Below are 26,102 nucleotides of genomic sequence, written 5' to 3'. Positions count from 1 at the left end.
CACATTAGATGAACGAGACATCGGAATATCATTCGACTCGGTATCTATGGATGAACAGGTTGCATTGGCTGGTAAAGGTGAGAGATAACACAAGGCGGTGTTGATATTCAGGTGGGTAATCAGCTTGATATTTGAAATATAAAAAGCCCCGAGCAACGGGGCTTCTGTGTTATTTTTTTGCCAGTGTGAACAGTTCAAAGAAATTCCGGCTGGTGGCTTCTGCCAATTCATTAAGCGGAATATGACGCAGATCGGCAATAAACTGCGCAACGTCTCGTACAAAGGCGGGTTCGTTCTCCCTCCCCCGATGCGGCACGGGGGCAAGATAGGGCGAGTCGGTTTCGACCAGCAATCTGTCGAGGGGAAGTGCCTTGACCACCTCTTGCAGTGCAGACGCATTTTTGAAGGTGGCGATCCCGGAGATGGAGATATAGAACCCCATCGCCATTGCGGCTTGCGCCATCTCGAGAGACTCGGTGAAACAGTGCAGCACACCGCCAACCTGATCCGCGCCCTCTTCACGCATGATCTGCAAGGTATCTTGTTGAGCATCGCGGGTATGGATGATCAGCGGCTTGTTCAGCGCGCGAGCAACCCGGATATGTTCGCGGAAAGAGGCTTGTTGAACTTCCTTGTTCTCGGGCGAGTAAAAGTAATCGAGACCGGTCTCACCGATGGCCACCACACGTGGATCGGCAGCTTGCTTGAGCAGCAACTCGGCATCGACACCGGGTTCCTGATTGAGCGGATGTACCCCGCAAGAGGCAAACACCTGGGGATAGGGCGCGATCGCCTCGAGCATGGTCGGGAACTGTGCCTGAGTCACACTGACACAGAGAAAATATCCCACGTCCAGTTTCGCGGCCTTGGCCAGTACATCAGCCATGCTGGTCTGCTTGCTGCCATAGCTGAGGCGATCGAGATGACAGTGGGAATCAACGAGTAACATATAAAACCTTTCTGCTTGTCGGTACTTATAACCAGCGACTGAGCCAGTTCATCAGATGGATGGTGGGATTGGAAAGCTGGCCCGGCTGGCATGCCGCTTTCAGGGCTACCAGATCTTGTTCTGCCTCCAGCAGTTTTTCGCTGGAGTGCTGCTCCGCCAACCGTTGACTCAAGATGGCCAGATCAGGCATTGCTAGCTGATGGTGACCACATCCGGCCTGGGTTTTCAGGGCGTCGCATAAGAAGAGCTGCAACCAGTGCAACCTGACCTGCGTCTCCTGACCAAGATGGCTGCACAGTGCCGTCGCCTTGACCGGACTTTGACTCAGGGCGACAAACTGTTCCAGCAATTCGCGGCGAGTCCCGTCCTGTTGCTGCTCGATATAGTCGAGTACCCGCAGCGGGGCCCCTTGACAGATCCGCACCTGAGCCAACGTGGCCTGATGACCCTGTTCGGCCAACCAGCGTACTGTCTCCCCTTCTGCAGGCAACTGACAGACATGTTTGTGACAACGACTAAGAATGGTGGGAAGCAACCGGGAAACCTGGGAAGCAATCAGCAACAGCAAGCTGTCGCCGGCCGGCTCTTCCAGGGTTTTCAGCAGAGCATTTGCCGCCGATTCGGTCATCCGCTCCGCATCAGGAATGATCACCACCTTGCCACGGCCGAGCTGGGCAGAGCCCTGCAGCCGGGTGCAGATCTCGCGAATGGCCTCGACCCCGATGGTCTTGCTGTCGCGGGTGATGGTGCCGAGATCCGGGTGGTTACCCTTGTCAAACAGCTGGCAGGAGTGGCACTGACCGCACGGCTCTCCGCGATCCGGTTGCTGGCAAAGGTGTAAACGCGCCAGCCGCTCGGCCAGTTGCTCCTTGCCAAGACCGGGATCTCCCAGCAACAACCAGGCGTGGCCGAGACGACCGGACTGGGCCGTCTGGCTCAGGGCATGCCAGTCGGGGATCAGCCAGGGATACATAGCGGCTCGTTCGACAGATAGTGATCCAATGCACGCTCGATGGCAGCTTTGACCTGTTCCGGCGTTTGCGCCGCATCGATCACCACAATGGAATCATCCTTGGCGGCCAGTTCGAGATAGCGCGCCCGGGTACGCACGAAGAAGCTCAGTTGCTCCAGTTCGATGCGATCCAGCTCGCCGCGATGGCGCGCGCGCTGCAAGCCAAGGGCGGGATCGATATCGAGATAGAGGGTGAGATCCGGCTTGAAGTTGCCGAGCACCGCCTGCTTGATGGCGCCGATAAGCTGGGCATCGATGCCACGGCCACCGCCTTGATAGGCCTGGGAGGAGAGATCGTGGCGATCTCCCACCACCCAGATACCGTCGGCCAGTGCGGGTTTTATGCGGGTCTCCACCAGTTGTACCCGGGAGGCATACATCAGCAGCAGTTCTGCCTCGATGGTGAGGCGCTCGTCGTGCACCTCTTTGACGATGGCCCGCATCCGCTCGGCCAGCGGTGTACCACCCGGCTCACGGGTGCACTCGATCCGGTTTATGCCGTGGCACTGCAGATAGTCGGTCACATAACGAACGGCCGAGCTCTTCCCTGCCCCTTCCAATCCTTCGATCACAATAAATTTAGACATTAGGGTTTCTTCAATATGTATTCGCGGACCGCCCGATTGTGTTCGTCGAGGGTCTTGGAGAAATAGTGGGCACCGCCCCCCTTGGCGACAAAGTAGAGATAATCGGTCGACTTGGGGTTAAGCGCAGCTTCGATGGAGGCCTTGCCCGGCATGGCGATAGGCGTGGGCGGCAGACCGTCGATCACATAGGTGTTGTAGGGATTCTTGTCGGTCAGATCGCTGCGGCGAATATTGCCATCGTAGCGATCTTTCACCCCGTAAATGACGGTGGGATCGGTTTGCAACTTCATGCCCAGACGCAGACGATTGACAAACACCGAGGCGATCTGTGCCCGCTCGTCCGGCTGACCGGTCTCTTTCTCGATGATGGAGGCCATGATCAACGCCTCGTAGGGGGTCTTGTAAGGCAGGTTGGCCTGACGTTTCTCCCAGCTCTGCTGCAGGAAGGTCTCCATATCCTGATGGGCGCGACGCAGGATCGAGAGATCGCTGGCATGGGTGGTATAGGCATAGGTTTCCGGCAGGAACCAACCCTCCAGCTTGCCATTCTCGATGCCGAGCTCCTGCGCCAGGTCGGCTTCGGATTGCTCGACGGTCAATCGCTCAAGGTATGGGGCGCTGGAGAGCTGCTTCTGCCAATCCTCGAAACGGGAACCTTCGACGAAGGTGAGGCTGAAGTGAAACTCCTTGCCCGATGCGAACAGAGAGAGGGTCTCCTTGAGAGGGGCCCCTTCCTTGATCTCGTAGGTGCCCGATTTGATGGCCACCAGTTCGGGATGGCCGCGCAACCAGAGCCGCACCGCCCAGGGGCTGGTTTCCCCCTCCCCCAGCTCGGCGATGAGGCGCGCCGCATGGGCGCCCTTCTCCACCGTAAAGAGCCGGGTCGGCCCCTTGTTGGTGAGCGTCTCTACCTGTTGCCATTTGTAATGTACATAGCCCCCGGCAGCGGCTACCGTCAGTGCCGCCCCCGCGAGCAGGGTGTAAAGCCGATTAAACTTCAATGACCAAACGCTCCTGTAAACGGCGACTCAATACCGCAGTGGGATAGTGGATATCCTCGATGCCATTGACCGGCACGACCCCCATCAGGGTATTGGTGAGCCACACCTCTTCCGCCTGCCATAGTGACTCCAGCGGAGCCTCTACCACACGCAACTCAATACTCATCTGTTTCAACATCGCCATCACCTGGCGTCGCATGATGCCATCGACACCACCGCGGGCGAGATCGGGCGTAAACACCGTCTTGCCCCGACGCCAAAACAGATTGGCACTGACCCCTTCAATCAGAAAACCGCGACTGTTAAGCACTATCCCTTCGACTGCATTTCGGCTGACAAGTTCGCTTTTCAGCAATACCTGCTCCAGACGATTCAAAGTTTTAAGCCCAGCCAGCATGGACGCATCGCCGATCCGCTGGCGGCACACCACCAACTCGATCCCCTCCTGTTGCCACAGGCTATAGTGAGTGGGAAATGGCGCCAGACTGACAATCCGGGTCGTGTGCTGACATCCGCTGCCGTCATAGCCCCGCCCTCCCTCGCCGCGGGTCAGGATCACTTTGGCTACGCATTGTGGCTGGTCGGCCACCATCTCTTCAACCTCCCGGGTCAAGAGATCCCAGTCCGGTTCAACCAATCCCAGCCGGTTGTTGGCCAGCTGCAGCCGTGACAGATGGGCAGGCCACTGCAACACGCGACCCTCTTTGACCGCCATGGTGGTGAAATGGCCGTCACCATAAGCCAGCCCCCGATCATGGGCCGAGATGGTATCAAGCTTCATGCCATTGATAAGCAAAGGGATCCCTCCGATAAAAAAGGCCCGATACCGGCAGTATCGGGCCTGTGTCTTTGCCCTGCGGCAAATTATACGCGTTTGAAGATCAGTGAGCCATTGGTGCCGCCAAAACCAAATGAGTTGGAAAGGGCGTACTCGAAACTGCCTGGCTTGGCCACATGGGGCACCAGATCCAGATCGCACTCATCATCCGGGTTGTCCAGGTTGATGGTGGGCGGAGCCACCTGATCACGAAGGGCCAACACAGTGATGATCGCCTCGATGGCACCGGCGGCGCCCAACAGGTGACCGGTCATGGACTTGGTGGAGCTGACCATCAGGGATTTGGCGTGCTCACCAAACACCGACTTCATGCCACGCAACTCGGCCACATCACCCAGTGGGGTGGAGGTACCGTGCGCGTTGATGTAACCAATCTGCTCGGGGGCAATGCCGGCATCCTTGATGGCATTTTTCATGGCGCGAGCGCCACCATTGCCATCTGCGGGAGGCGCAGTCATGTGGTACGCGTCACCGCTCATGCCAAAACCGACCAGCTCGGCGTAGATCTTGGCGCCACGGGCCTTGGCGTGTTCGTACTCTTCCAGTACCAGTACACCGGCACCGTCACCCAGCACGAAACCGTCGCGATCTTTATCCCACGGACGGCTCGCTTTTTGCGGCTCGTCGTTACGGTTGGAGAGTGCCTTGGCGGCAGCAAACCCCCCCATCCCCATCGCGGTGGAGGCTTTCTCGGCGCCGCCAGCCACCATCACATCCGCATCACCGTAGGCGATCATCCGACCCGCCATGCCGATGGCATGGGTACCTGTGGTACAGGCGGTCGTCACGGCGATGTTCGGCCCTTGGAGACCTTTCATGATGGAGAGATGACCGGACACCATATTGATGATGGTGGACGGAACGAAGAAGGGACTGATCTTGCGCGGGCCGCCGTTAACCAGGCTTTCGTGGTTCTGTTCAATCAGACCCAGACCGCCGATACCGGAGCCAATCGCCACGCCGACACGTTCGGCATTCTCTTCATTGATGGTCAGGCCGGAATCATCCAGCGCCTGCATACCGGCCGCGATGCCGTATTGAATGAAGAGATCCATCTTGCGAGCGTCTTTACGGTTGATACCGTACTGCTCGGGATCGAAATCCTTGACCAGACCTGCGAAGCGGGTTGCAAACTCGCTGGCATCAAAATGTTCGATAAGGGAAATGCCGCTCTGCCCGTTGAGCAGTGCTTGCCAGCTGGATTCGGCAGTGTTACCCACCGGGGAAAGCATCCCCAAGCCGGTCACCACGACTCTGCGTTTTGACACTGAGGTAGTCTCCGAGAGGTGTTTTGAAAGGGAACAAATACAAAAGAAGCGGCCCTTGGGCCGCTTCTCTTAGAACAGGAACTTATTCCTGATTAGCGGTGATGTAGTCGATAGCCGCTTGAACAGTGGTGATCTTCTCGGCTTCTTCATCAGGAATTTCGGTATCGAATTCTTCTTCCAGCGCCATTACCAGTTCAACGGTATCCAAAGAGTCAGCGCCCAGGTCGTCGACGAAGGAGGCAGCGTTCTTAACGTCTTCCTCTTTAACACCCAGTTGTTCGATGATGATTTTCTTTACGCGTTCTTCGATGTTGCTCATGACCTGAATTTTCCTTTAAAAATACGCTATTTGCGTCTGGTTGGGGTAGTTTATTCAATTGACGTGAGTTTGCAAGTAGCTTGCCGCTGGTCAAACCACGAAATGTGCCAAACTTCGGCGTACTATCGCAAATTTGAACAGATCTCACGACAAATTGATTACACCATGTACATCCCGCCATTAACATGCAGGGTTTCGCCGGTGATATAGGCTGCTTCATCAGAAGCCAAGAATACCACAGCTGCGGCAATTTCTTTTGGATCACCCAAACGGGCGGCAGGCACCTGACTCATGATGCCGGCACGTTGATCGTCATTCAGGGCACGGGTCATGTCGGTTTCGATGAAACCGGGGGCAACCGCGTTCACTGTGATACCACGGGATGCCACTTCCCGCGCCAACGATTTGGTAAAACCAACCAGACCCGCCTTGGCGGCAGCATAGTTGACCTGACCCGCATTGCCCATGGTGCCTACCACGGAACCAATGCTGATGATGCGACCGTGACGTTTCTTCATCATGGCACGCAACACCGGTTTGCTCAGACGGTAGAGCGAGGTCAGATTGGTATCGATGATCTCGTTCCACTCGTCATCTTTCATCCTCATCAACAGGTTGTCACGGGTGATCCCCGCGTTGTTGATCAGAATGTCGATGTCGCCAAAGCGCGCCTTGATGGCGGCAAAGACGGCTTCGATGGATTCCTGGCTGGTCACGTTGAGTGCCATGCCGCAACCATTCTCGCCCAAATAGGCGCTGATCGCCTCGGCACCACTCTCGCTGGTCGCCGTACCAACCACTTTCGCGCCACGGGCCACGAATGTTTCGGCAATCGCACGGCCGATGCCACGACTGGCACCGGTCACCAACACAACCTTATCGGTAAAACTCATCACTTGCTCCTGTTTACTTGATCTGGGCCAGCGCCTGTTCGAAAGAGGCGGCATCGTTAGCGTGAATACCTTCCACGCGCTTGTCGATGCGCTTGGCGAGCCCGGTCAGCACTTTGCCCGGTCCCATCTCGATCTCGAGGGTAACCCCCTCATTGGCCATCCGCTCGACAGTCTCGGTCCAACGAACCGGGCTGAACAGCTGACGTACCAGCGCTTGCTTGATGGCGGCCGGATCCTGTTCACAGGATACGTCGACATTATTGATGACCGCGATGGTTGGAACCTTGATCTCGATCCCGTCCAGCGCAGCTGCCAGTTTTTCTGCGGCAGGTTTCATCAGCGCGCAGTGAGACGGCACGGAGACCGGCAGCGGCAGCGCACGCTTGGCGCCCGACTCTTTCATCAGCACATTGGCACGCTCAACGGCCTCTTTGTGACCGGCGATAACCACTTGGCCCGGGGAGTTGAAGTTGACCGGAGAGACCACCTGCCCTTGTGCCGCTTTTTCGCAGTTGGCTGCGATGGATTCGTTATCCAGACCGATGATGGCCGCCATGGCGCCGGTGCCTTCCGGTACCGCTTCCTGCATGGCCAGACCACGCAGCTCGACCAGTTTGACCGCATCGGCAAAATCGAGTGCGCCGCTGCAAACCAGCGCGGAGTACTCACCCAGGCTGTGACCCGCCATCATGGCAGGCGTTGCCCCACCCTGCTGTTGCCACAGGCGCCACAGGGCGACAGAGGCAGTCAGCAGCGCAGGCTGGGTGCGCCAGGTTTTGTTCAGATCTTCAACCGGACCATCCATCACCAGGGCAAACAGGTCATAACCCAGCACCTGACTCGCTTCGGCGAAGGTATCCTTGATCACGGCATGTTGTTCGGCCAGCTCGGCCAGCATGCCAACGGACTGGGAACCTTGTCCCGGGAAGGCAATGGCAAATTGGGTCATCATTGATTCCTTTTAGATAAGACAAAATGAAATCGGTGACGGGATGATGGGCACACCATCCCGCCGAAGATCAGAGGCGAACCAGCGCCGAGCCCCAGGCAAAACCGCCGCCAAAGGCTTCCAGCAGTACCAGCTGACCCGGTTTGATCCGGCCATCCCGTACCCCTTCGTCAAAGGCGACCGGAACGGATGCGGCAGAGGTATTGCCGTGCTTGTCGAGGGTCAGCACCACTTTATCGAGGCTCATGCCGAGCTTCTTGGCGGTGGCACTGATGATGCGGAAGTTGGCTTGATGAGGCACCAGCCAATCCAGCTCGCTCGGTTCGATACCGGCAGCGGCCAACGTTTCGGTGACGATCTCGCTCAGACGGGTGACCGCTACCTTGAAGACATCGTTGCCCTTCATATACATGTAGGCTTCGAGCTCGGCACCCGGCATGCCGCGACGGGGGTGAGGCAGCTTGAGCAGTTCGCCATAACGGCCATCGGCATGAAGATGGGTAGAGAGGATACCCGGCGTCTCGCTGGCACCGACAATCACAGCCCCTGCCCCGTCACCAAACAGGATGATGGTGCCGCGATCTTGCGGATCGCACATGCGGGAGAGCACATCGGCTCCGACGACCAGCACATGGCGGGCGGCGCCGGATTTGACGAACTGATCGGCAATGGAGAGTGCGTAGGTGAAGCCTGCGCAAGCAGCAGCCACGTCAAAGGCAGGAATGCCCGGAACGCCGAGCAGCCCCTGCAGCTCGCAGGCGGCAGCCGGGAAGGCATTTTCAGCACTGGTGGTGGCCAGCACTATCATATCGAGATCGGCAGCGGTCAGACCGGCTGCATCCAGGGCGCGCAGGGCGGCCTGGTAAGAGAGGGTGGCAACGGTTTCGTCAGCCCCGGCAATACGGCGCTCACGGATACCGGTGCGTTCCACGATCCACTCATCACTGGTCTCAACCATCTGCTCGAGATCGGCGTTGGTACGCACTGAACTCGGCAGGTAGCTGCCAGTACCCAGAATTTTGCTATGCATAGAGTTCTTATAGATCCCTGTCAGAGAAGACAGCTTCAAGGCGATCTGCTATTTGCAGTGGAAGTTGATGTTTGGCCTCTTGTGCGGCCAGCAGGATCGCATTACACAGAGCGCGCCGTTCGGCCCGCCCATGACTTTTTACCACAATGCCGCGCAATCCTAACAGACTTGCTCCGTTATACTGGTCGGGGTTCAGGTAAGAAAAACGCCGTTTGAACATAAACCCGGCGATCCGGCCAAGAAAAGTGCGTTTCTTGCGGGGATATCCGGCCAGCTGGGCCATCATCCGCACCACCCCTTCTGCCGTCTTGAGGGCGACATTGCCGACAAAACCGTCGCAGACGATCACGTCGCTGTCGCCGCTGAAGATGCGATCCCCCTCGACGAACCCGACATAATTGAGTGCGGAACACTGACGCAACAATTCGGCGCTGTGGCGCACCAGATCGTTGCCCTTGATCTCCTCCTCGCCGATGTTGAGCAAGGCAACACGGGGTGATGCAATGCCTTCTACCTTTTCGGCCACGACGGAGCCCATCACCGCAAACTGCAACAGAGTATCCGCATCGCAACTGACGTTGGCGCCAAGATCCAGCATCACGGTACGTTTGCCGCTCAATGTCGGCAGCGCCTTGATGAGGGCGGGTCTATCTACCCCAGGCAGGGATTTGAGCACGCACTTGGCCATCGCCATCAACGCACCGGTGTTGCCGGCACTGACACAGGCATCGGCCTCACCGGCTTTCACCAGATTGAGTACCACCCGCATGGAGGAGTCTTTCAGAGTACGCAACGCCACGATCGGTTTATCGCCCATGCCAACCACCTGGGATGCATGTACGAAACGAACGCGGGGATGATTCAGCAAGCCATGTTGCTGCAGCAGAGAGGAGGTCTGATGTTGGTCGCCGACCAGGATCAGTTTTAGCTGGGGTAAAAGAGACAGTGCCTGCACGGCGGCAGGCACTGTTTCCGAGGGGCCAATATCTCCCCCCATGATGTCTAGCGCGACAGTTTGCGTAGACAAAGGCAATCCTTAAGCGATTACCTTTTTACCGCGGTAGAAACCATCGGCAGTCACGTGGTGACGACGATGAATTTCGCCACTGGTCTGATCAACAGTCAGGGCAGCAGTGGTCAGCGCATCGTGGGAACGACGCATGCCACGCTTGGCACGGGTTTTACGGTTCTGTTGTACGGCCATTGTAGGCTAACTCCTAAATTCACTTACGTTTAAGCTCTTCAAGAACTGCAAAGGGATTCGGCCGCTCATCAGCAGGTTCGATTTCACCCCAAGTCATCTCCATGTTTCCTCTCGGGCATGCATCCAGAGAATGCATTGCGACTTGAGGCAACGAGAGGATGAGTTCATCCTCCAGGATTTGATGAAGATCTATCTCGCCGTTTTCGTCCAACTCAATGGGCTCATAAGCTTCCGGCAGTTCTTCCTCGTTTGTTCTTTCGAACAGCGGAGTGTAGATAAATTCAGCTTCACAGAGGTGTTCGAATGTCTCTCCGCAACGTTGGCAAACCAGGTCAACCTTGGCATGGGCAGTGCCTTTCATAACGGTCAACTTCTGGACATCTTTGCCAAAGTGCAGTGATACATCGATATCACTCTGCAAGCCAGCGGTTGATTCCTCCAGCCTGGGCATCTGCGACTTTTCCACTATCCCGATGTAATCGAGCAGCTTCAAGGCACTACGGACTGGATCAACCTTAACGGGCAACTTCACCTTTTGCATAGGGCGCGAATAATATAGGTCCAACAACTGATAGTCAAAGGAAAAAGTCCTTACCGCCGATGATTTTAACGTCACAAGTCCCTAGAATGCCGGAACTCGCTTTCATCGGTACCTGATTATGCCACAGAATCTGATCCTCGCCTCAACTTCTCGCTATCGCAAAGCCCTGCTGGAGAAGCTTGGCCTCCCCTTCGAATGTGCTTCGCCCGAGGTGGATGAACGCCCGCTGGCTGGCGAATCTGCCGACGTGCTGGTGGCCAGACTGGCCCGTGCCAAGGTTGATGCCATCGCCAGGCAACGTGATCACGGCTTGATCATCGGATCTGATCAGGTGTGTGTCTGCGATGGTCACATCCTCGGCAAACCGGGCACCATCGACAATGCAGTCGCCCAGCTGATGGCCGCCCAAGGGCGCAGCGTCACCTTCTATACCGGCCTGTGCTTGGTGAATGCCGCAACCGGGGAGGCTCATCAACTGGTGGAACCTTTTACCGTCCATTTTCGCAACCTCGATGAAGCCGCCATTCGCCGCTATGTAGAAGCAGAATTGCCCCTCGATTGTGCCGGCAGCTTCAAATGTGAAGGGATGGGGATCGTGCTGTTCAAAGGGCTGGAGGGGCGCGACCCCAATGCCTTGATCGGCTTGCCGCTGATCGGTCTGATCGAGCTGCTGGAGCGCCACGGTATTGCCCTGCCCTGATTGCGGACGAATAGATAAGCTAGATCGAGCATATAAAAAGCCCGGTCAATAGACCGGGCTTCTGTTATCAATCAGATCGACGTCTCTTAAAGAGAGGCGTCTATAACCGCCCGCGAAGAGCCGCCATAGAATCCACCACCGCCACTGGCCCGTGACGACTGAGGGCATCGCGGCTATCCACCCCCCAGGTGACACCAATACGCGGCATGGCGATCGCCTCGGCTATCGCCATATCGTGAACAGAGTCGCCGATCATTACCGCCTGCCGGGGTGACAGCCCCAGCTCGTCCAGGATCTGCTCAAGCATCAGCGGATCAGGCTTGGAGCGAGCCTCATCGGCCCCGCGACTGGTTACAAACAACGGGCGCAGTTCGGTCTCATCCAATACCCGATCCAGCCCACGGCGTGATTTGCCGGTCGCGACGGCCAGTTGCAGCCCTCGTGACCGCCAATCATGCAGCAACTCCCCTGCCCCTGCAAACAGCGGGCTGGGGGTGGCATCGTGCAGATAGTGATGACGATAGCGATCGATGAGTGCGGCAATCTGGCGCTCATCAAAGGCACAGCCACTACCACTACTTAAAGGGAACAGACGGGACATGGCGACATCGAGGCTCAATCCGATGATCTGGCGGACCTGGGTTGGCGTAGGCACCGCCAGTTCACAGTCTCTGGCGGCCCCTTGCACACAGGCAACAATCCGGCCCACCGAATCCATCAGGGTACCGTCCCAATCGAAAATGGCGAGCCGGATATCCTGCATCAGCGTGGCAAGCCGTTGAGGAAGTTGTCGAGCTCAGGTGCCAGCGGCGCTTCGACCTGCATCTCGCGACCATCGGCCGGATGAGTGAAGCTGAGCTTCCAGGCATGCAAAAAGAGCCGTTTCAGTCCTTGGCTGCGCATTTTCTCGTCAAACGCCGCTTCACCGTACTTATCGTCACAGGCGATCGGGTGACCGGCATGCAGGGTATGCACGCGGATCTGGTGGGTACGGCCGGTGATGGGGCTGCACTCGACCAGGGTCGCTTCGGCAAATTGACGCACGATGCGGAACCGGGTTTCGGAGGGCTTGCCATCGGCACTGACCCGCACTACCCGTTCACCGGATTGCAGATCGTTCTTGCGCAGCGGGGCATTGACCACCTTGACGTGAGCCTGCCACTTGCCGCGCACCAGCGCCAGATACTGCTTGCGCATGGTCTTGACGCGCAGCTGTTCATGCAGGCTGCGCAGAGCGCTGCGCTTCTTGGCAACCAGCAGTACGCCGGAGGTGTCGCGGTCGAGGCGGTGCACCAGTTCGAGGAAGCGGGCTTCCGGACGCAGGGCGCGCAGCCCTTCAATCACGCCAAAGCTCAGGCCGCTGCCACCGTGTACTGCCATGCCGGAGGGCTTGTTCAGCACGATCATGGCATCGTCTTCGAACAGGATCTGGCTCTCCAGACGCTGGATAACCCCGAGGTTGGCTGAAGGCAGCTCATTCTTCTCGGCAACACGCACGGGAGGCACCCGCACCTCGTCACCTGCGCAGAGTTTGTACTCCGGTTTGATGCGCTTTTTGTTTACCCGCACTTCACCTTTGCGAAGGATGCGATAGATCAGGCTCTTGGGGACGCCCTTTAGCTGAGTCTTGAGAAAATTATCGATGCGCTGCCCGTCATGCTCAGCTTCGATGGTGAGCAGCTGCACTTGTTGTTGTATCTGTGTCATGGCGCGGATTTTAACACTGCTAGCGCCCCTTGGCTGCATGGTTTGTTGAAAAATGGCGCCTTGCTATAAAAGAGGTTTAAATGGGATAATAAACAAGGTTTTGTCATTGTGTTCAAGCCTTGTACTAAGTGGCCAAAAAGTATGCCACCCAATCCCGAAACACCGTGTATACAAGAACATGACGGTTCCCGGGTGCGAGGTACAACGCATGGAGAACACAAACATCACCGTTTATTTGTCTCCATTTCGGCATCCTTTTCATTCCTTCTCGAGAAGTGATGACCAGAACGCCCTTAGTTTGCGCCTCATGCATACCCCAACCGGGAGGTTGCTCCAGTATGCTGAAGACCCGAGGCCGGCGCTGGCAGGACCCAGATGGAGGAAATCAAAATGACACAATAATGAGAACTCAATGAAAAGAATGCTTATCAACGCAACTCAAGAAGAGGAGTTGCGCGTAGCGCTGGTTGACGGACAACAGCTCTACGATTTGGATATTGAAAGTCCGGGACACGAGCAGAAGAAAGCGAACATTTACAAGGGTAAGATCACCCGCGTAGAACCCAGCCTTGAAGCTGCTTTTGTCGACTACGGCGCCGAGCGCCACGGTTTCCTGCCGTTGAAGGAGATCGCCCGCAATTACTTCCCCTCCGGTTACTCCTATCAGGGTCGTCCCAACATCAAAGAAGTGGTCCGCGAAGGTCAGGAAGTTATCGTCCAGATCGACAAGGAAGAGCGTGGCACCAAGGGTGCAGCCCTCACCACCTTTATCAGCCTGGCAGGTAGCTACCTGGTACTGATGCCCAACAACCCCCGTGCCGGTGGTATCTCCCGCCGCATCGAGGGTGATGAGCGGACTGAACTGAAAGAAGCCCTGAGCGGATTGACCGTGCCGGAAGGCATGGGCCTGATCGTGCGCACTGCCGGTGTAGGCAAGTCTCCGGAAGAGCTGGAGTGGGATTTGAACGTCCTGCTCAACCACTGGGACTCCATCCACAAGGCCTCCCAGGAGCGCGCTGCGCCGGTACTGATCCACCAGGAAAGTAACGTCATCGTGCGTGCCATCCGTGACTATCTGCGTCGCGATGTGGGCGAGATCCTGATCGACAATCCGGTGATTTTCGAACGCGCCAAGGCCCATATCGAGCTGGTGCGTCCCGATTTCCTCAACCGTGTGAAGCTGTACAAGGGTGAAGTTGCCCTGTTCAACCACTTCCAGATTGAGAGCCAGATTGAATCAGCCTTCCAGCGTGAAGTGCGCCTCCCCTCCGGCGGCAGCATCGTTATCGATCCGACCGAAGCGCTGACCTCCATCGATATCAACTCCTCCCGCGCCACCAAGGGCGGCGATATCGAAGAGACTGCGCTGCAAACCAACCTGGAAGCGGCCGACGAAATTGCCCGCCAATTGCGTCTGCGCGATCTGGGTGGCCTGATCGTAATCGACTTCATCGACATGACTCCGGTTCGCCATCAGCGCGAAGTGGAAAACCGTCTACGTGAAGCGGTTCATCAGGATCGAGCCCGCATCCAACTGGGCCGGATCTCCCGTTTCGGTCTGCTGGAGATGTCTCGCCAGCGTCTGCGCCCCTCCCTCAACGAATCCAGCAGCCATATCTGCCCCCGTTGCCAGGGTCAGGGCGTGATCCGTGACAACGAATCCCTCGCCCTGTCCATCCTGCGTCTCATCGAAGAAGAGGCCATGAAGGACAACACCGAGCAGGTTCACGGCCAAGTGCCGGTGGATGTTGCCGCCTATCTGCTTAACGAGAAGCGCGCCGCCATCGCCAGTCTGGAACAGCGCAATGATGTGCGTGTTTACATCATTCCGAACCAGCATCTGGAAACCCCGCACTACGAAGTAACCCGCATTCGTCAGAACGAGATCCCGGAAGCGGCCAGCTACGAGCTGAAAACCGAGATTGCCAAGCCGGTCTACCAGCCGAAGCAAGCTCAGGTGATCGAGCGTGAACAACCGCTGTTGCAAGGCTTTGCCCAACCGGCACAACCGGCCCCTGTTGCACTGCAACAAGCAGCGGCACCCGTTGCAGCGGCCCCTGCCGAAGCCGGCTTCTTCAGCAAGCTGATCAAAGGCATTACCGGCCTGTTCAGCAGTGATGCAGCGCCTGCCGACGTGAAAGCGCCCGCAGAGAAACCTGCAGCTCGTGAAGCACGCAAGGATGAAGGTCAGCGTCATCAGCGCGAAGAAGGTCGTGGCCGTGGTCAGCGTCCTCGTCGTGACGACAATCGTGGCAACCGCAACAATGCGGAAGCTGGCGAGAAGCGTGAAGGTGGCAACCGCGAAGCCGGTGAAAACCGCAATCGCCGTCCACGCAAAGAGCGCGAGCCTCGTCAGGAGCGTGCAGCTCGTGGCGAAGTGCGCAGCGAACAGCGCATGGAACGTGAACCCCGTCAGGAGCGCGAGCCTCGCGAACCGCGCCAGGAACGTGCGCCACGTCCGGCCCGTGAACCTCGTGCTCCCCGTGAGCCGCGCGCCGAAGTCGTTGTTGACGCGGTAGACGCCGTTGATGCAGCTGCCGTCCAGCCACGTCAGGAGAAAGAGCAGAAAGTGGCCGAGCGCCGCGAACGTCGTCAACTGCGCAAGCAGATCCGCGTCGATGTCGCCGCTGCTGACACCCCTGTCCTGCCGGTTGACGAAGTAGCAGCGCAAGCTGAAGTGATCGATGCCACCGTGGGTAACGAGCAGGAAGAGCAGAGTGAAGGCCTGCGCCGTTCACGCCGCACTCCGCGCAGCCAGCGTATCGAAGGTCAGCGCCGCAAGCGCATCAACGAAGATGCCCGCAGCCAACGTGACGAAGAACAGCAAGATACCACCACTCTGACCACCGCAGCCCAGGCAGATATTGCCAAAGCGCAGGTTGAAGAGCCGGTAGTGCCTGTTGTTACCATCCCGAGCGCTGAAGCCGTCGCTGCTGCCCTGCAAGCCTCTGCTGCGCTGACCGAGCATGTGGTTGTCGAAGCCGTTGCTGAAGAAGCTGCCGAGCAGGCTGCTGCCCAGGTTGAAGCAACTCAAGCCGATGTGACCGCTAGCCCGGTTGTTGAAGCTGTCGCTGAGGTCGTGGTGCCAGCAGAGCCGGAAGTTGCCGTTGTCGCCGCTCCGGCTGTCGACGTGGCTGTCGACGTGGCTGCCACTGAAGCCGTTGAAACTACTCCGGTTGTTGAAGAAACACCTGCCGCAACAGCCCCTGTTGTGGAAGCCTCACCTGTCGCCGCTGTTGTTGAAACACAAACTCCTGCTGCTGTAATCGAACCCCCGGCTGCCGTAGCTGCGGTTGTAGTGGAAGAGACTCCGGTCGTGACCAAACAGGTAGCTCACGGTGCTGGCCTGCTGGCTCGTGCCCGCAAAGCATCCGCGCCGATGGCAACCCCTGCCGAAGCCCCTGCCCTGCCTGCCCGTGAGCCGGTTAACTACCCGCCGCTGGTACGCAACGAAGTGAGCACATCAGGTCGTCATGGTGGCAGCACTGCCGCCGTCAACGTGGCCACCTGCCCGGCCGGTCGCCCCTAAGCAACCCGGGTTGACTCCCTAAACAAAAGCCACACCAACTGGTGTGGCTTTTTTATTTCTCGCTTCCCCTGTGCACTCACATACACATGAATGAATGCCTATGCTCGGCAAAATCGCTTTGTCTGTTACCTCTCTATCTCCCTATCACTGAACACGGCGTTAACTCGTATTTACTTCCTGAAGTGACAGTGACTTCTATGTCCAGAACGATGCCAATTGATTTTGTCTGTTTAAAACCTTGTTTGTTGGCATACAAATAGTTGTATAGATGACGGTCTGCAATGGGCCGCAAGATTTATTTGATATGGAACTCTCTGGTCCCTGCATACTGGCCAGTCAGGGCATTCGGTTGTACCGAAACCTGAGCCCCCCCCTTCGCAGAAATGAGGAGGTTCGACATAAAGCAAACCTGCCTCAGGTCTTGTTCAACTGATGATCAACTCAGGTTGCATCTACACAGATGTACATATAGGTAACTGTCGTTGGTATAGATTTGCTTCCAAGGGGCTAGCCAGCTCTCCTATCCTAGCGGCAGCACAATCTATGCACGAGATATTGGTTACGGCCCTGCCCCACACAATTAAGTGTTGAAACTGAGCAAGACGCTGGCCCTAATACACGAGACTTCAGTAACCGCTGCTCAACGATTCTGTTTAAAAGGCATATAAAAATGCCGCCCGGCTTTGCAACCGGACGGCATTGAACATCTTCTGTTATTGAGAACTAACTATCAGGCTGTTGCCAGCTTGGCCTGCTCTTCACCGCGCTTGAGCATGGCGTAGGAAACACCGGTCAGCAGCGAGCCTGCCGCAATCGCCACGATATACATCATGACATTGCTGATGGCGTGCGGGATGAACAACACGAACAGACCGCCGTGGGGGGCCATCAGTTCGCAGCCGAAAAGCATGGAGAGCGCACCGGTCAGGGCGCCACCCACCATGCAGGCCGGGATGACCCGCATCGGATCCTTGGCAGCAAACGGAATGGCACCCTCGGAGATAAAGCACAGTCCCAGTACGAAGGAGGCTTTGCCCGCTTCCTGTTCCGCCTTGATGAACTTGGTGCGGGCCAGGAAGGTGGCGATCCCCATACCCAGTGCCGGCACCATACCAGCGGCCATCACCGCAGCCATCGGGGCGTAGGTTTTGGAGGCCAGCAGGCCGACCCCGAAGGCGTAGGCCGCCTTGTTGACCGGGCCCCCCATGTCAAAGCACATCATGGCACCGATGATGACACCCAGCAGCACGGCGTTGGCAGAGCCCATGTTGTTGAGGAAGGTGGTCATGGCATTCATGATGCCGGCCACCGGGCCACCGACGACGTAGATCATAACCAGACCGGTAAAGAGGCTGGCAAAGAGCGGAATGATCAGGATGGGCTTGAGCGCTTCCAGGGTCATCGGCAGGCGCACCTTGTCACTCAGGTACTTGGCGCTGTAACCGGCCAGGAAACCGGCGACGATACCGCCGAGGAAACCGGCGCCCAGCGAGCTTGCCAGCATGCCGCCAATCATGCCGGGGGCGAGGCCCGGGCGGTCAGCGATGGAGTAGGCAATGTAACCTGCCAGCACCGGGATCATCAGGGCGAAGGCTGAGCCACCACCGATCTTCATCAGAGCGGCGGCCAGAGTGCCTTCCACCTTGAACGCCTCAATCCCGAACACGAACGAGAGCGCGATAATCAGGCCGCCCGCCACCACCATCGGCAGCATGAAGGAGACCCCGGTCAGCAGGTGCTTGTAGGGGCCAGCTTTTTCCTCTTTCTTGGGTTGGCTGGCACCGCTGTGGCGATAGGTTTTCGCCTCAGTCCACGCCTTGTCGAGCTCGGCACGGGTTTTCTTCAGCGCCGCACCGGTGCTGGTGCGATAGACCGGCTTGCCGTCAAAACGGGCCATGTCCACCTCGATGTCGGTGGCGAGGAACACCAGATCAGCGGATGCAATCTCTTCGGCAGTCAGGGCATTCTGGGCACCGACCGAGCCTTGGGTCTCGACGCGGATCTGATAGCCCAGCTGTTTGGCCATGGTCTCCAGCGCTTCTGCCGACATAAAGGTGTGGGCCACCCCGGTCGGGCAGGCGGTCACCGCCACAATACGCTTGCCAGCGGCGGCGGGTTTAGCTGCGGTGGGAGCGGCTTGATGACGATAGACGCTGGCGCCGCTGGCGGCTGCTTCCAGCAAGGCTGCCGGATCCTGCAGGGCGAGATCCATGCTGCCCTGATAGACCCGCTTGCCATCATAGGCAGCGAGATCCACCGGAGCACTGGCGACGACCAGCACCAGGTCGGCCGCAGCAATCTGCTCTTTTGAGGGGATCTGGCGCGGTTGCACGCTGGAGCCGACGTCGAGGGTGAGTTCCCAGCCAGCCAGTTTGGCCTGCTGTTCTATCCGTTTTGCAGCGAGAAAGCTGGTGGCAATGCCCGCCGGGCAAGCCGTAACCAAGATTGCTTTCATTGGGCATCTCCTGAGTTTTCCATTGAGGGGGTATGGCACTGAACCGGTACCAGCGCATCCAGACGCTCTACGCGCACCTGTTCAAGTAAAGGGTTGAGCACATTGATATCGTCAAAGCCGACCGCCACCTGACTGACCGCCAATGCCGAGACGGCGGTGGCCAGCCGCAGGGTCTGCTCCGGCGCCCAGTCAAGGCTGAGACCATGGGCGAGACCGGCGACCAGCGAGTCGCCCGCACCGACCGTGCTGACTACCTGCATCCGCGGCGGAATGGCTTGCCAAACTGCATCCGGGGCAAACCAGATGAGGCCATCGGCACCGTTGGAGATCACCACGTTGGGGATCCCGCTGGCCTGCAGCGCGCGGGTACACTCGGCCTGCTCGCTCAGGGTCTTGATGGGGCGGCCAGCCCACTGGCTCAGCTCCTCCAGATTGGGTTTGACCAGGGTCGGCACCGCCTTGATCCCTTCGCTTAACGCCGCACCGCTGCAATCGAAGATCACCTGCTTGCCCTTGGCCTTGAGCAGACGGATCAGATGGGCGCAGTAATCGGGGGCCACCCCTTTGGGCAGGCTGCCCGCCAGCACGAACCAGTCGGCGTGAGGGGCCAATTGGTCGATGGCCTGCTCTAGGGCGTTCACCTCCCCTTGCTGGATGGTGAGCCCCGGCAGGTTGAGATCGGTGACCCGACCGGATTGCTCGGAGATCTTGACGTTGATGCGGGTGCTGCCCGCGACACGGACAAAGTGATCATCCAGCGCTCGCTCTGCAAACAGGGAGACAAAGCTCTGCGCATTGTCAGCGCCCAGCCAGCCGGTCACGCCCACCTCGCGGCCCAAGTCTTTGAGCACCATGGCGACGTTGATCCCCTTGCCCGCCGCGCGCAGGTTGGCCTCACTCACCAGATTCACCTCGCCAAGGCTCATCGCCTCGAGACGGGTGGTGAGATCAAGGGCGGGGTTGAGGGTAATGGTGACAATCTTCATCAATGCGCCCCCTCGCCGAGACCAGCGGCGATGGCCTCACCGATCCCCTTGAGGGCGGCTTCGGCATCAGCCCCTTCGGCGCGAAATGCCAGACGGTGCCCGCACTTGACCCCAAGGCCGATCACCTTCATCAGGCTCTTGGCGGAGACCGCCTCGCCGCTGCCATCCAGATTGGCAACCCGGATATCTGATTCAAACTCTTTGGCCACCTTGACCAGCATGGCACCGGGACGGGCATGCAACCCGTGAGGGTTGATGATGGTGAAGGTTTCGGAAAGACCGCTCGCGGGCCCCGCCTGCAACATGGCCAGCCCCTCGCCGCCTGCCAGCGTCGCCAGCAGACCGGCAGCCGCCAGTTTGGCCAGATTCTCCAGTTGCGGCAGATGGCTGCTATCTGCGGCGCACAGCAGCAGCAGGGCGCTGACCGGCAGCTCCCCTGCCGTAAGGGCGCTACTCGGGGTGGCCAGCACCCAACCGGTCTGGGCCGCTTGCGCGCGGGCAAGCCAGACGCCCTCGCCCAGATAGGCGGGATCGCTTGCCAGCAGCGCGCTCACCATGGCGGCATCGCCCCAGCCCGCCGATTTGGCGCGGGCGGCCGCGCCCAGCAGCAGTTGGTCGCGATCATCGGCCGGGAAGTCAGCCAGGCTCAGGTATTGCACCTCTTTGGCGGCAGTGGTGCCGGTCAGGATATTGATGATGGTGTCGGCATCGGTGGCCTCTCTGAGCTGGGCTGCCGCCTGCTCGTCACCCAGCACATGGGTGAGCTGGCGCAAAATGCCCAGATGCTCGTCCGACTTGGCGGCAATGCCGATGGCGACATAGGCGATCTGCCCCTCATCCCACTCGATACCATTGGGGAACTGGGCCACCATGACGCCGGTGCACTTAACCAGATGACGGGAATCGGTGGTGCCGTGGGGAATGGCGATGCCGCTGCCAAGATAGGTGGCATGCTGCGCCTCGCGGGCCAGCATGCCATCCACATAGCCCGCTTCCACCAGACCGGCTTCGGTCAGTTTACCTGCCAGCAGGGCAATGGCGTCCGACTTGGTCGCCACCGACTGTCCCAGCAAGATCTGCTCTCGCGCCAACTTCAACATAGAGACTCTCCATCAGGTTCCGGCCGCGCCGGTACGTCACAATTGAACATTCGGATAACTCGCCAGCTGACAATAGACCCGAACACGGTTCACTGTGATCGGGGCCCGATTTTCAGGCCACTGGGTCTCTTCGTTGCTGACAGGCTGAATCGTTTCACTTACACTCAGACTGAATCGTTTCAGCGAATTGATCAAGTACCCACAAAGAGTGCTTTTCAATGATATGATCCCGCGCACACTTTTCGGTGCCCTCACCCGGCAGTGACCGTGGGCCTTGCAACTCAAACAGAGCCAATATGATGAAACTGGATGAAATCGCCGCCCTCGCCGGTGTCTCGCGCACCACGGCAAGCTATGTGATCAATGGCAAGGCCGACCAATACCGCATCAGTCAGGCGACCCGCGACAAGGTGATGGCCGTCGTCACCGCCCACAACTACCAGCCAGACAGCCGCGCTGCCTCCCTGCGCGGCGGCCAGACCAAAACCCTCGGCTTTATCCTGCCCGACCTTGAGAACGCCAGTTACGCCAAGCTGGCCAAACGGCTGGAACAGGGGGCTCGGGCGCAAGGATATCAGCTGCTGATCGTCTGCTCGGAGGATGAGCCCGCTACCGAAAAAGAGCTGGCCCAGATGCTGGTGAGCCGCCATGTGGACGCCCTGCTGGTGGCCAGCTGCCTGCCACCGGACGACCCCTTCTACGGCAAATTGCAGGCGCAAGGCAGCCAGATCCTCGCCATCGACCGCGCGATGGCCGCCGACAAGTTCGTCACCGTCGCCAGTGAAAACGAGAAGGCGAGCTTCGATCTCACCAGTTCCCTGCTCACCCCTACCTTGCGCCATATCGCCTTGATCACCGCGCTGCCAGCACTCACGATCAGCCAGGAGCGCAAAGCCGGTTTCGAACAGGCGGTCGCCAGTCACAGTGCGGCTCGCCACCTGTGCGAGGGGGGCCACTTCTCCCGCCTTGAGGGGTATCGCCTGATCAAGGATCTGCACCAGCAGTTGGGTCAGCTGCCCGAGGCGCTGATCACTACCTCCTATATCCTGATGGAAGGGGTACTCGACTACCTGTTGGAACAAGAGATCGATATGAGCCAGCTTGCCATGGCCACCTTCGGCGACGATCGGCTGCTCGACTTCCTCCCCTTTGGCATCAACTCCCTGCCCCAACAGCACGATGCGCTGGCGAGCCAGGCGCTGGAGTTGGCGCTCAAGGCGGTCAATGGCGAATACCAGAGCGGGCTGCACTATGTAAGCCGCACCCTCAAGCGCCGCCGCTAACCCGCTCAGCAGCAGACCCGGTTTGCTGGCAATGGGTGGGCAAAAAGAACAGATGACAATAAGGCTGCCAGCATCGGCAGCCTTATTGCTTCTCCCCACAACCCTGCCCGCTCGCTCTGCTTTCTCTACCCGTCTGACCGACTAAACAGCCGGTCTCCAAACCCCTTTTGCCCCTCAACGCCACACCAACGTCAATACAAGCCCCTCCCCGCTCCCCTATCTGTGCTGCTGCTACTTGGCTTGTCTGTATCTATTAGCCCCCTTGCCAGTCGTTTTTTCGGTGCTTTTTTCTGCAATTAGCCACCACTGTCATCATTTATTTCCACTTATTGCCACAAGCCAGCACAAGATCCGTATGAAAGGGGTTGTTTCCGCTATTTTGATCCGCTAACGTGGCAACCATCTTTTACAAGTGACAGGTTTTAGGTACAGATGTTCCCGTTCCGATATTGCTAGCCTCCGGCCCTATCACCGGAGGCACCTTCTGATAACGCCAATCGGCCCCCTCTTGTTGACGTCACTGCTGACATCGCCTGTTTGCACTGACACCGCTACGTTCGGATGGATAACATGAATACCAAAACCCTGGGTTGTACCCTGTTGATTGCCGGCACCACCATAGGTGCCGGCATGCTGGCCCTGCCGCTGGCCTCCTCCTCCCTCGGCGGCCCCGCCACCCTGATGCTGATGGTCGGTCTGTGGGCCCTGATGGCCTTCACCGCCATGCTGCAAGTGGAAGCGAGCCTCAACACCGGCAAGTGGTACCTGCACCAGCTGGCGGATCATCTGCTCGGCCCCTGGGGCAAGCGCATCGCCTCCTTCTGTATCCTGATGCTGTTCTACTCGCTCGCCTCCGCCTACATCAGCGGCGGCAGCAGCCTGCTGGCACAGGCGCTGGCCGATGCGGGCATGACCCTCAGCCAGGAGCAGGCGGCATGGGCCTTTACCCTGCTGTTTGGCGGCATGGTCTGTGTCGGCACCCGCTCGGTGGATTACCTCAACCGGCTGATGTTCACTGTCAAACTGGTGATCATGGTGGTAGTGCTGGCGTTGCTGCTGCCGCGCGCCGAGGGGCAACATCTGCTCTCGATGCCGCTGGGTCAGGGCCTGTTGCTGGCGGGCCTGCCGGTGATCTTCACCTCGTTCGGCTTTCACGGCTCCATTCCGAGCGTGATGCTCTACCTCGGTGACTGCCCAAAACAGTTGCGCCGGGTATTTGTCTGGGGCTCTGCCCTGCCGCTGATCCTCTACGTGCTGTGGCAGGTGGCGATCCTCGGTCTGCTCGGCCAGCAAGCCCTGCTGCAAACCGGCGGCGCGCTGGACAGCCTGCTGGCCAACGTCGGCAAGCTGGTGAGCTGGCCTGCGTTTAATCAGGCGATGCACCTGTTTGCCGATCTGGCGCTCGCCACCTCCTTCCTCGGGGTAACGCTGGGGCTGTTCGACTTTATGGCCAAGGTAACCCGCCGCAAGGACAACTGGCAGGGCCGCACCCAGACTGGCCTTATCACCTTCGTGCCGCCATTGCTGTTTGCCCTCTACTTCCCGCAGGGCTTTATCATGGCGCTGGGCTACGCCGCCATTGCGCTGGCGATCCTCGCGGTACTGCTGCCGGTGGCGCTGGTGTGGCAGAGCCGCAAACAGGCCCCCGCCCACCACTACCGCGCCCCGGGTGGCGTAGTGGCACTGGGGCTGGCCGCCGCCATGGGCGTGCTGATTGTCGGCGTACAGGTCAGCGTCAGCCTTGGAATGCTGCCTGCGCTCTAACCCTTGCCGCGATTCAATGCTCCACTCCAAATAGCAAAAGCCCCGCCAATCAGATTGGCGGGGCTTTTTGTTGGAAAAGAAATCAAGTTGGATACAGGCATCCGCCATTAATTAAGACAGCGCTCCTTACCAAACAAACACCCAAACCTTCAGCTATATACCGCCCTTTTTACTACCCAACCCTGAATAATCAGTTCAAAAACCGTTCATGCCTCTTCGCTACACTGCCCGCTCGTTTATCGCTATCAGGAGTTAGAAAACAATGATGTTGCACCTCAAGAAGAGCACCCTTGCCCTCGTCCTGCTTGCCGCCAGCGGCGCACTCAGCGCAGCCGAAATCACCAACAACAATATTACCGAGGCGGAGATCAAGGCCGCGCAGGATGGTTGGGGCGCGGCGCTCATCAAGATCAGCGATGACTATCGCGCCGGTGGGATTGAGCGCGCCAAGGCGACTGCCGAGTCGGTGCTCGACAGCGCCTATGGCTACCAGCAGGGGCCGGTGCTGTTCAAACCCACCCTCGCCGGTGGCGAGCAGACCTTTCGCACCAACCGCGAGGGGGCGCTGGCCTACTTTGTCGGCAACAACAGCGCCTACCCCACCGACAAAGGGTTCGCCCTGAAAAACTGGCAGAGCTATCGCTATGACAATGCCGCCGTCTATATCAACGGCGACATGGCGCTGACCATGGGCAAGGTGCATCTGGTGGATCGCGACAACAAGGAGACTACAGTCGACAAGACCTGGGGTTTCAAGAAGGGGGATGATGGCAAGGTGCGTATCGTGCTACACCACTCCTCCCTCCCTTACGAGGGGTAATGGCGGGGCGCAGCCCACCATCAACACGGTCAAAATACAGCCCTGCCACCTCGGCAGGGCTGTTTGTTTTGCGCCTGCGCTTGGCAGATGGCGAGTGAGTGGATGACGGTCGTGCTAAGGCAGTTTGCTGCTACCCTCAAGGCAAGCCATTGAGATACCGAGCAATATCGCGTCTCTCAACTCCAGCCCCTCGTTATCATCACACAAGGAGCCAGATACCATGACCATACTGCCTGTTTACGCGGCCCTGCTCGCCCTGCTGTTTGTGTTGCTGAGCATTCGAACCATTCGCACCCGACATAGCCGCAAGGTGGCGCTGGGGCATGGGGATGACCCCGCCATGTTGCGCGCCATGCGGGTACACGCCAACTTTGCCGAGTATGTCCCCCTCGCCCTGCTGCTCATCTATTTCGTCGAAACCGGCAACCAGACCCCCTGGCTTATCCATCTGCTGGGGAGCGCCTTGCTGCTTGGCCGCCTCTGCCATGCATTTGGCATGAGCCGCACGCCGGAGAACTTCCGTTATCGGGTTGTGGGAATGGGGCTGACCTTCACGGTGATCCTGGTGAGCGCGGCCCATATCCTGATCACGGCGCTGCTCCCCTGACCCGGCCGTCACGAATAGCTGGCGAAGCGGTCTGGCAGCCATCCCTATCGGCTATTCTTCACTGCACAGATAGTCGCAACAGTGCTGCTTAAACAAGCCCGATTCAGGAGTGCGATATGAAGTGGATTGGCTGGTTACTGCTTGTCGGGCTGACTCACGTTGCCCACGCAACCCCGCTAAAGCTGGCGGCAGCGGTCGAGCACACTGCGATATTGCGCCCTTTTATTCATGACTGGTTTGGCCGGGCCGGCATCGACTTTCAGTTGATCCCCTGCACCTATGCCCGCTGCGAAAAGTTGATTGAAGCAGACCATGCCGTCGATGGCGATATAGCCCGGCTCAAGGGCTTTGATCAGACCTATCCCCACTTGCTTCAGATCGGTGCCCCCATCTCGGAGGCAGCGATTTATGGTCAGCCAAGGGATAACCCGAGCTGGCCCCCCGCCAGGGGTACCGTGATTGGCTGCCTGCGTGGCATCCAGTGGTGCGAACGCTTCCTCGGCAACTATCAGGTCATCTGGTTGAACGATGAGAAGCAGGGGCTTGCCCAACTGCACAGA

General features: G+C 58.5%; 25 protein-coding genes. 6 read left to right on the top strand and 19 right to left on the bottom strand.

Annotated features, from left to right (window positions below):
* Positions 1 to 169: 169 nt before the first annotated feature.
* The 13 genes from ACTG1P_RS02380 to yceD form a co-directional block, all read right to left on the bottom strand.
* Positions 170 to 949 (bottom strand): TatD family hydrolase, encoded by a 780-nt coding sequence (locus tag ACTG1P_RS02380; protein WP_440000387.1) that lies wholly within the window; start codon positions 947 to 949, stop codon positions 170 to 172.
* A gap of 25 nt (positions 950 to 974) precedes the next feature.
* Complete coding sequence (holB, locus tag ACTG1P_RS02375) at positions 975 to 1,922, bottom strand: DNA polymerase III subunit delta' (protein WP_440000386.1); 948 nt, start codon at positions 1,920 to 1,922, stop codon at positions 975 to 977.
* Positions 1,907 to 2,548 (bottom strand): dTMP kinase, encoded by a 642-nt coding sequence (gene tmk, locus ACTG1P_RS02370; RefSeq protein ID WP_440000385.1) that lies wholly within the window; start codon positions 2,546 to 2,548, stop codon positions 1,907 to 1,909. The genes holB and tmk overlap by 16 nt, the downstream gene beginning before the upstream one ends.
* The gene (gene mltG / locus ACTG1P_RS02365) at positions 2,548 to 3,549 is read right to left on the bottom strand and encodes an endolytic transglycosylase MltG (protein WP_279487697.1); all 1,002 of its coding nucleotides are present in this window, start codon (positions 3,547 to 3,549) and stop codon (positions 2,548 to 2,550) included. The genes tmk and mltG overlap by 1 nt, the downstream gene beginning before the upstream one ends.
* A complete protein-coding gene (pabC, locus tag ACTG1P_RS02360; protein WP_440000384.1) occupies positions 3,539 to 4,345 on the bottom strand; it encodes an aminodeoxychorismate lyase in 807 nt (268 codons plus the stop codon). Before pabC ends, mltG begins: the two co-directional genes overlap by 11 nt.
* A 68-nt stretch (positions 4,346 to 4,413) precedes the next feature.
* The gene (gene fabF, locus ACTG1P_RS02355) at positions 4,414 to 5,655 is read right to left on the bottom strand and encodes a beta-ketoacyl-ACP synthase II (RefSeq protein ID WP_005360452.1); all 1,242 of its coding nucleotides are present in this window, start codon (positions 5,653 to 5,655) and stop codon (positions 4,414 to 4,416) included.
* A gap of 82 nt (positions 5,656 to 5,737) precedes the next feature.
* Positions 5,738 to 5,974, bottom strand: a complete 237-nt coding sequence (gene acpP / locus ACTG1P_RS02350; RefSeq protein ID WP_005300909.1) for an acyl carrier protein — start codon at positions 5,972 to 5,974, stop codon at positions 5,738 to 5,740.
* 158 nt (positions 5,975 to 6,132) lie between these two features.
* A complete protein-coding gene (gene fabG / locus ACTG1P_RS02345; protein ID WP_005333159.1) occupies positions 6,133 to 6,867 on the bottom strand; it encodes a 3-oxoacyl-ACP reductase FabG in 735 nt (244 codons plus the stop codon).
* Positions 6,868 to 6,880: 13 nt separating this feature from the next.
* Positions 6,881 to 7,816: an ACP S-malonyltransferase gene (gene fabD, locus ACTG1P_RS02340; protein WP_440000383.1), complete on the bottom strand. Its 936-nt coding sequence runs from the start codon at positions 7,814 to 7,816 to the stop codon at positions 6,881 to 6,883.
* A 70-nt stretch (positions 7,817 to 7,886) separates the two neighbouring features.
* The gene (locus ACTG1P_RS02335) at positions 7,887 to 8,846 is read right to left on the bottom strand and encodes a beta-ketoacyl-ACP synthase III (RefSeq protein ID WP_040065495.1); all 960 of its coding nucleotides are present in this window, start codon (positions 8,844 to 8,846) and stop codon (positions 7,887 to 7,889) included.
* Positions 8,847 to 8,853: 7 nt separating this feature from the next.
* Positions 8,854 to 9,873 (bottom strand): phosphate acyltransferase PlsX, encoded by a 1,020-nt coding sequence (plsX, locus tag ACTG1P_RS02330; protein ID WP_440000382.1) that lies wholly within the window; start codon positions 9,871 to 9,873, stop codon positions 8,854 to 8,856.
* Between the two features lie 9 nt (positions 9,874 to 9,882).
* A complete protein-coding gene (gene rpmF / locus ACTG1P_RS02325; protein ID WP_005300935.1) occupies positions 9,883 to 10,050 on the bottom strand; it encodes a 50S ribosomal protein L32 in 168 nt (55 codons plus the stop codon).
* 19 nt (positions 10,051 to 10,069) lie between these two features.
* On the bottom strand, positions 10,070 to 10,591 hold the full coding sequence (yceD, locus tag ACTG1P_RS02320; RefSeq protein WP_013723766.1) for a 23S rRNA accumulation protein YceD: 522 nt from the start codon (positions 10,589 to 10,591) through the stop codon (positions 10,070 to 10,072).
* A gap of 118 nt (positions 10,592 to 10,709) precedes the next feature.
* Between yceD and ACTG1P_RS02315 the strand changes: the two genes are divergently transcribed.
* Complete coding sequence (locus ACTG1P_RS02315) at positions 10,710 to 11,291, top strand: Maf family protein (protein ID WP_440000381.1); 582 nt, start codon at positions 10,710 to 10,712, stop codon at positions 11,289 to 11,291.
* Between the two features lie 100 nt (positions 11,292 to 11,391).
* Here the strand turns inward: ACTG1P_RS02315 and ACTG1P_RS02310 are convergent, their stop codons facing one another.
* Complete coding sequence (locus ACTG1P_RS02310; RefSeq protein ID WP_440000380.1) at positions 11,392 to 12,054, bottom strand: HAD-IA family hydrolase; 663 nt, start codon at positions 12,052 to 12,054, stop codon at positions 11,392 to 11,394.
* A complete protein-coding gene (gene rluC, locus ACTG1P_RS02305; RefSeq protein WP_005351815.1) occupies positions 12,054 to 12,998 on the bottom strand; it encodes a 23S rRNA pseudouridine(955/2504/2580) synthase RluC in 945 nt (314 codons plus the stop codon). The genes ACTG1P_RS02310 and rluC overlap by 1 nt, the downstream gene beginning before the upstream one ends.
* Before the next feature lie 412 nt (positions 12,999 to 13,410).
* Between rluC and rne the strand changes: the two genes are divergently transcribed.
* Entirely contained in the window at positions 13,411 to 16,527 is a 3,117-nt protein-coding gene (rne, locus tag ACTG1P_RS02300) for a ribonuclease E (RefSeq protein WP_440000379.1), read from the top strand.
* Between the two features lie 730 nt (positions 16,528 to 17,257).
* On the opposite strand, the gene fruA is transcribed toward rne, so the two are convergent.
* The 3 genes from fruA to fruB are packed head-to-tail and all read right to left on the bottom strand — an operon-like array spanning position 17,258 to position 21,068.
* Positions 17,258 to 18,982 (bottom strand): PTS fructose transporter subunit IIBC, encoded by a 1,725-nt coding sequence (gene fruA, locus ACTG1P_RS02295; protein WP_440000378.1) that lies wholly within the window; start codon positions 18,980 to 18,982, stop codon positions 17,258 to 17,260.
* Positions 18,979 to 19,968: a 1-phosphofructokinase gene (gene pfkB / locus ACTG1P_RS02290; protein WP_440000377.1), complete on the bottom strand. Its 990-nt coding sequence runs from the start codon at positions 19,966 to 19,968 to the stop codon at positions 18,979 to 18,981. The genes fruA and pfkB overlap by 4 nt, the downstream gene beginning before the upstream one ends.
* The gene (fruB, locus tag ACTG1P_RS02285) at positions 19,968 to 21,068 is read right to left on the bottom strand and encodes a fused PTS fructose transporter subunit IIA/HPr protein (protein WP_440000376.1); all 1,101 of its coding nucleotides are present in this window, start codon (positions 21,066 to 21,068) and stop codon (positions 19,968 to 19,970) included. The genes pfkB and fruB overlap by 1 nt, the downstream gene beginning before the upstream one ends.
* 296 nt (positions 21,069 to 21,364) lie before the next feature.
* Between fruB and cra the strand changes: the two genes are divergently transcribed.
* From cra to ACTG1P_RS02265, 4 genes are all read left to right on the top strand, one after another.
* Entirely contained in the window at positions 21,365 to 22,351 is a 987-nt protein-coding gene (gene cra / locus ACTG1P_RS02280; protein ID WP_440000375.1) for a catabolite repressor/activator, read from the top strand.
* A gap of 570 nt (positions 22,352 to 22,921) precedes the next feature.
* Positions 22,922 to 24,115, top strand: coding sequence for an aromatic amino acid transport family protein (locus ACTG1P_RS02275; protein WP_440000374.1), 1,194 nt, complete (start codon positions 22,922 to 22,924; stop codon positions 24,113 to 24,115).
* A 262-nt stretch (positions 24,116 to 24,377) separates the two neighbouring features.
* The gene (locus ACTG1P_RS02270; RefSeq protein WP_139459267.1) at positions 24,378 to 24,935 is read left to right on the top strand and encodes a hypothetical protein; all 558 of its coding nucleotides are present in this window, start codon (positions 24,378 to 24,380) and stop codon (positions 24,933 to 24,935) included.
* A gap of 220 nt (positions 24,936 to 25,155) precedes the next feature.
* Entirely contained in the window at positions 25,156 to 25,542 is a 387-nt protein-coding gene (locus ACTG1P_RS02265) for an MAPEG family protein (RefSeq protein WP_005333192.1), read from the top strand.
* Positions 25,543 to 25,718: 176 nt separating this feature from the next.
* Here ACTG1P_RS02265 and ACTG1P_RS02260 read toward each other — a convergent pair whose 3' ends face one another.
* Positions 25,719 to 26,093 carry a hypothetical protein gene (locus ACTG1P_RS02260; protein ID WP_440000373.1) on the bottom strand — a complete coding sequence of 125 codons (375 nt, stop codon included), beginning with the start codon at positions 26,091 to 26,093 and terminating at the stop codon, positions 25,719 to 25,721.
* Positions 26,094 to 26,102 lie beyond the last annotated feature (9 nt).

This window comes from Aeromonas sp. 11P (genome assembly GCF_051920165.1).
In the GTDB taxonomy this organism is placed as follows: domain Bacteria; phylum Pseudomonadota; class Gammaproteobacteria; order Enterobacterales; family Aeromonadaceae; genus Aeromonas; species Aeromonas veronii.
Note: the sequence above shows the minus strand (reverse complement) of the source record. Positions and strands in the feature narration are given on the sequence as shown.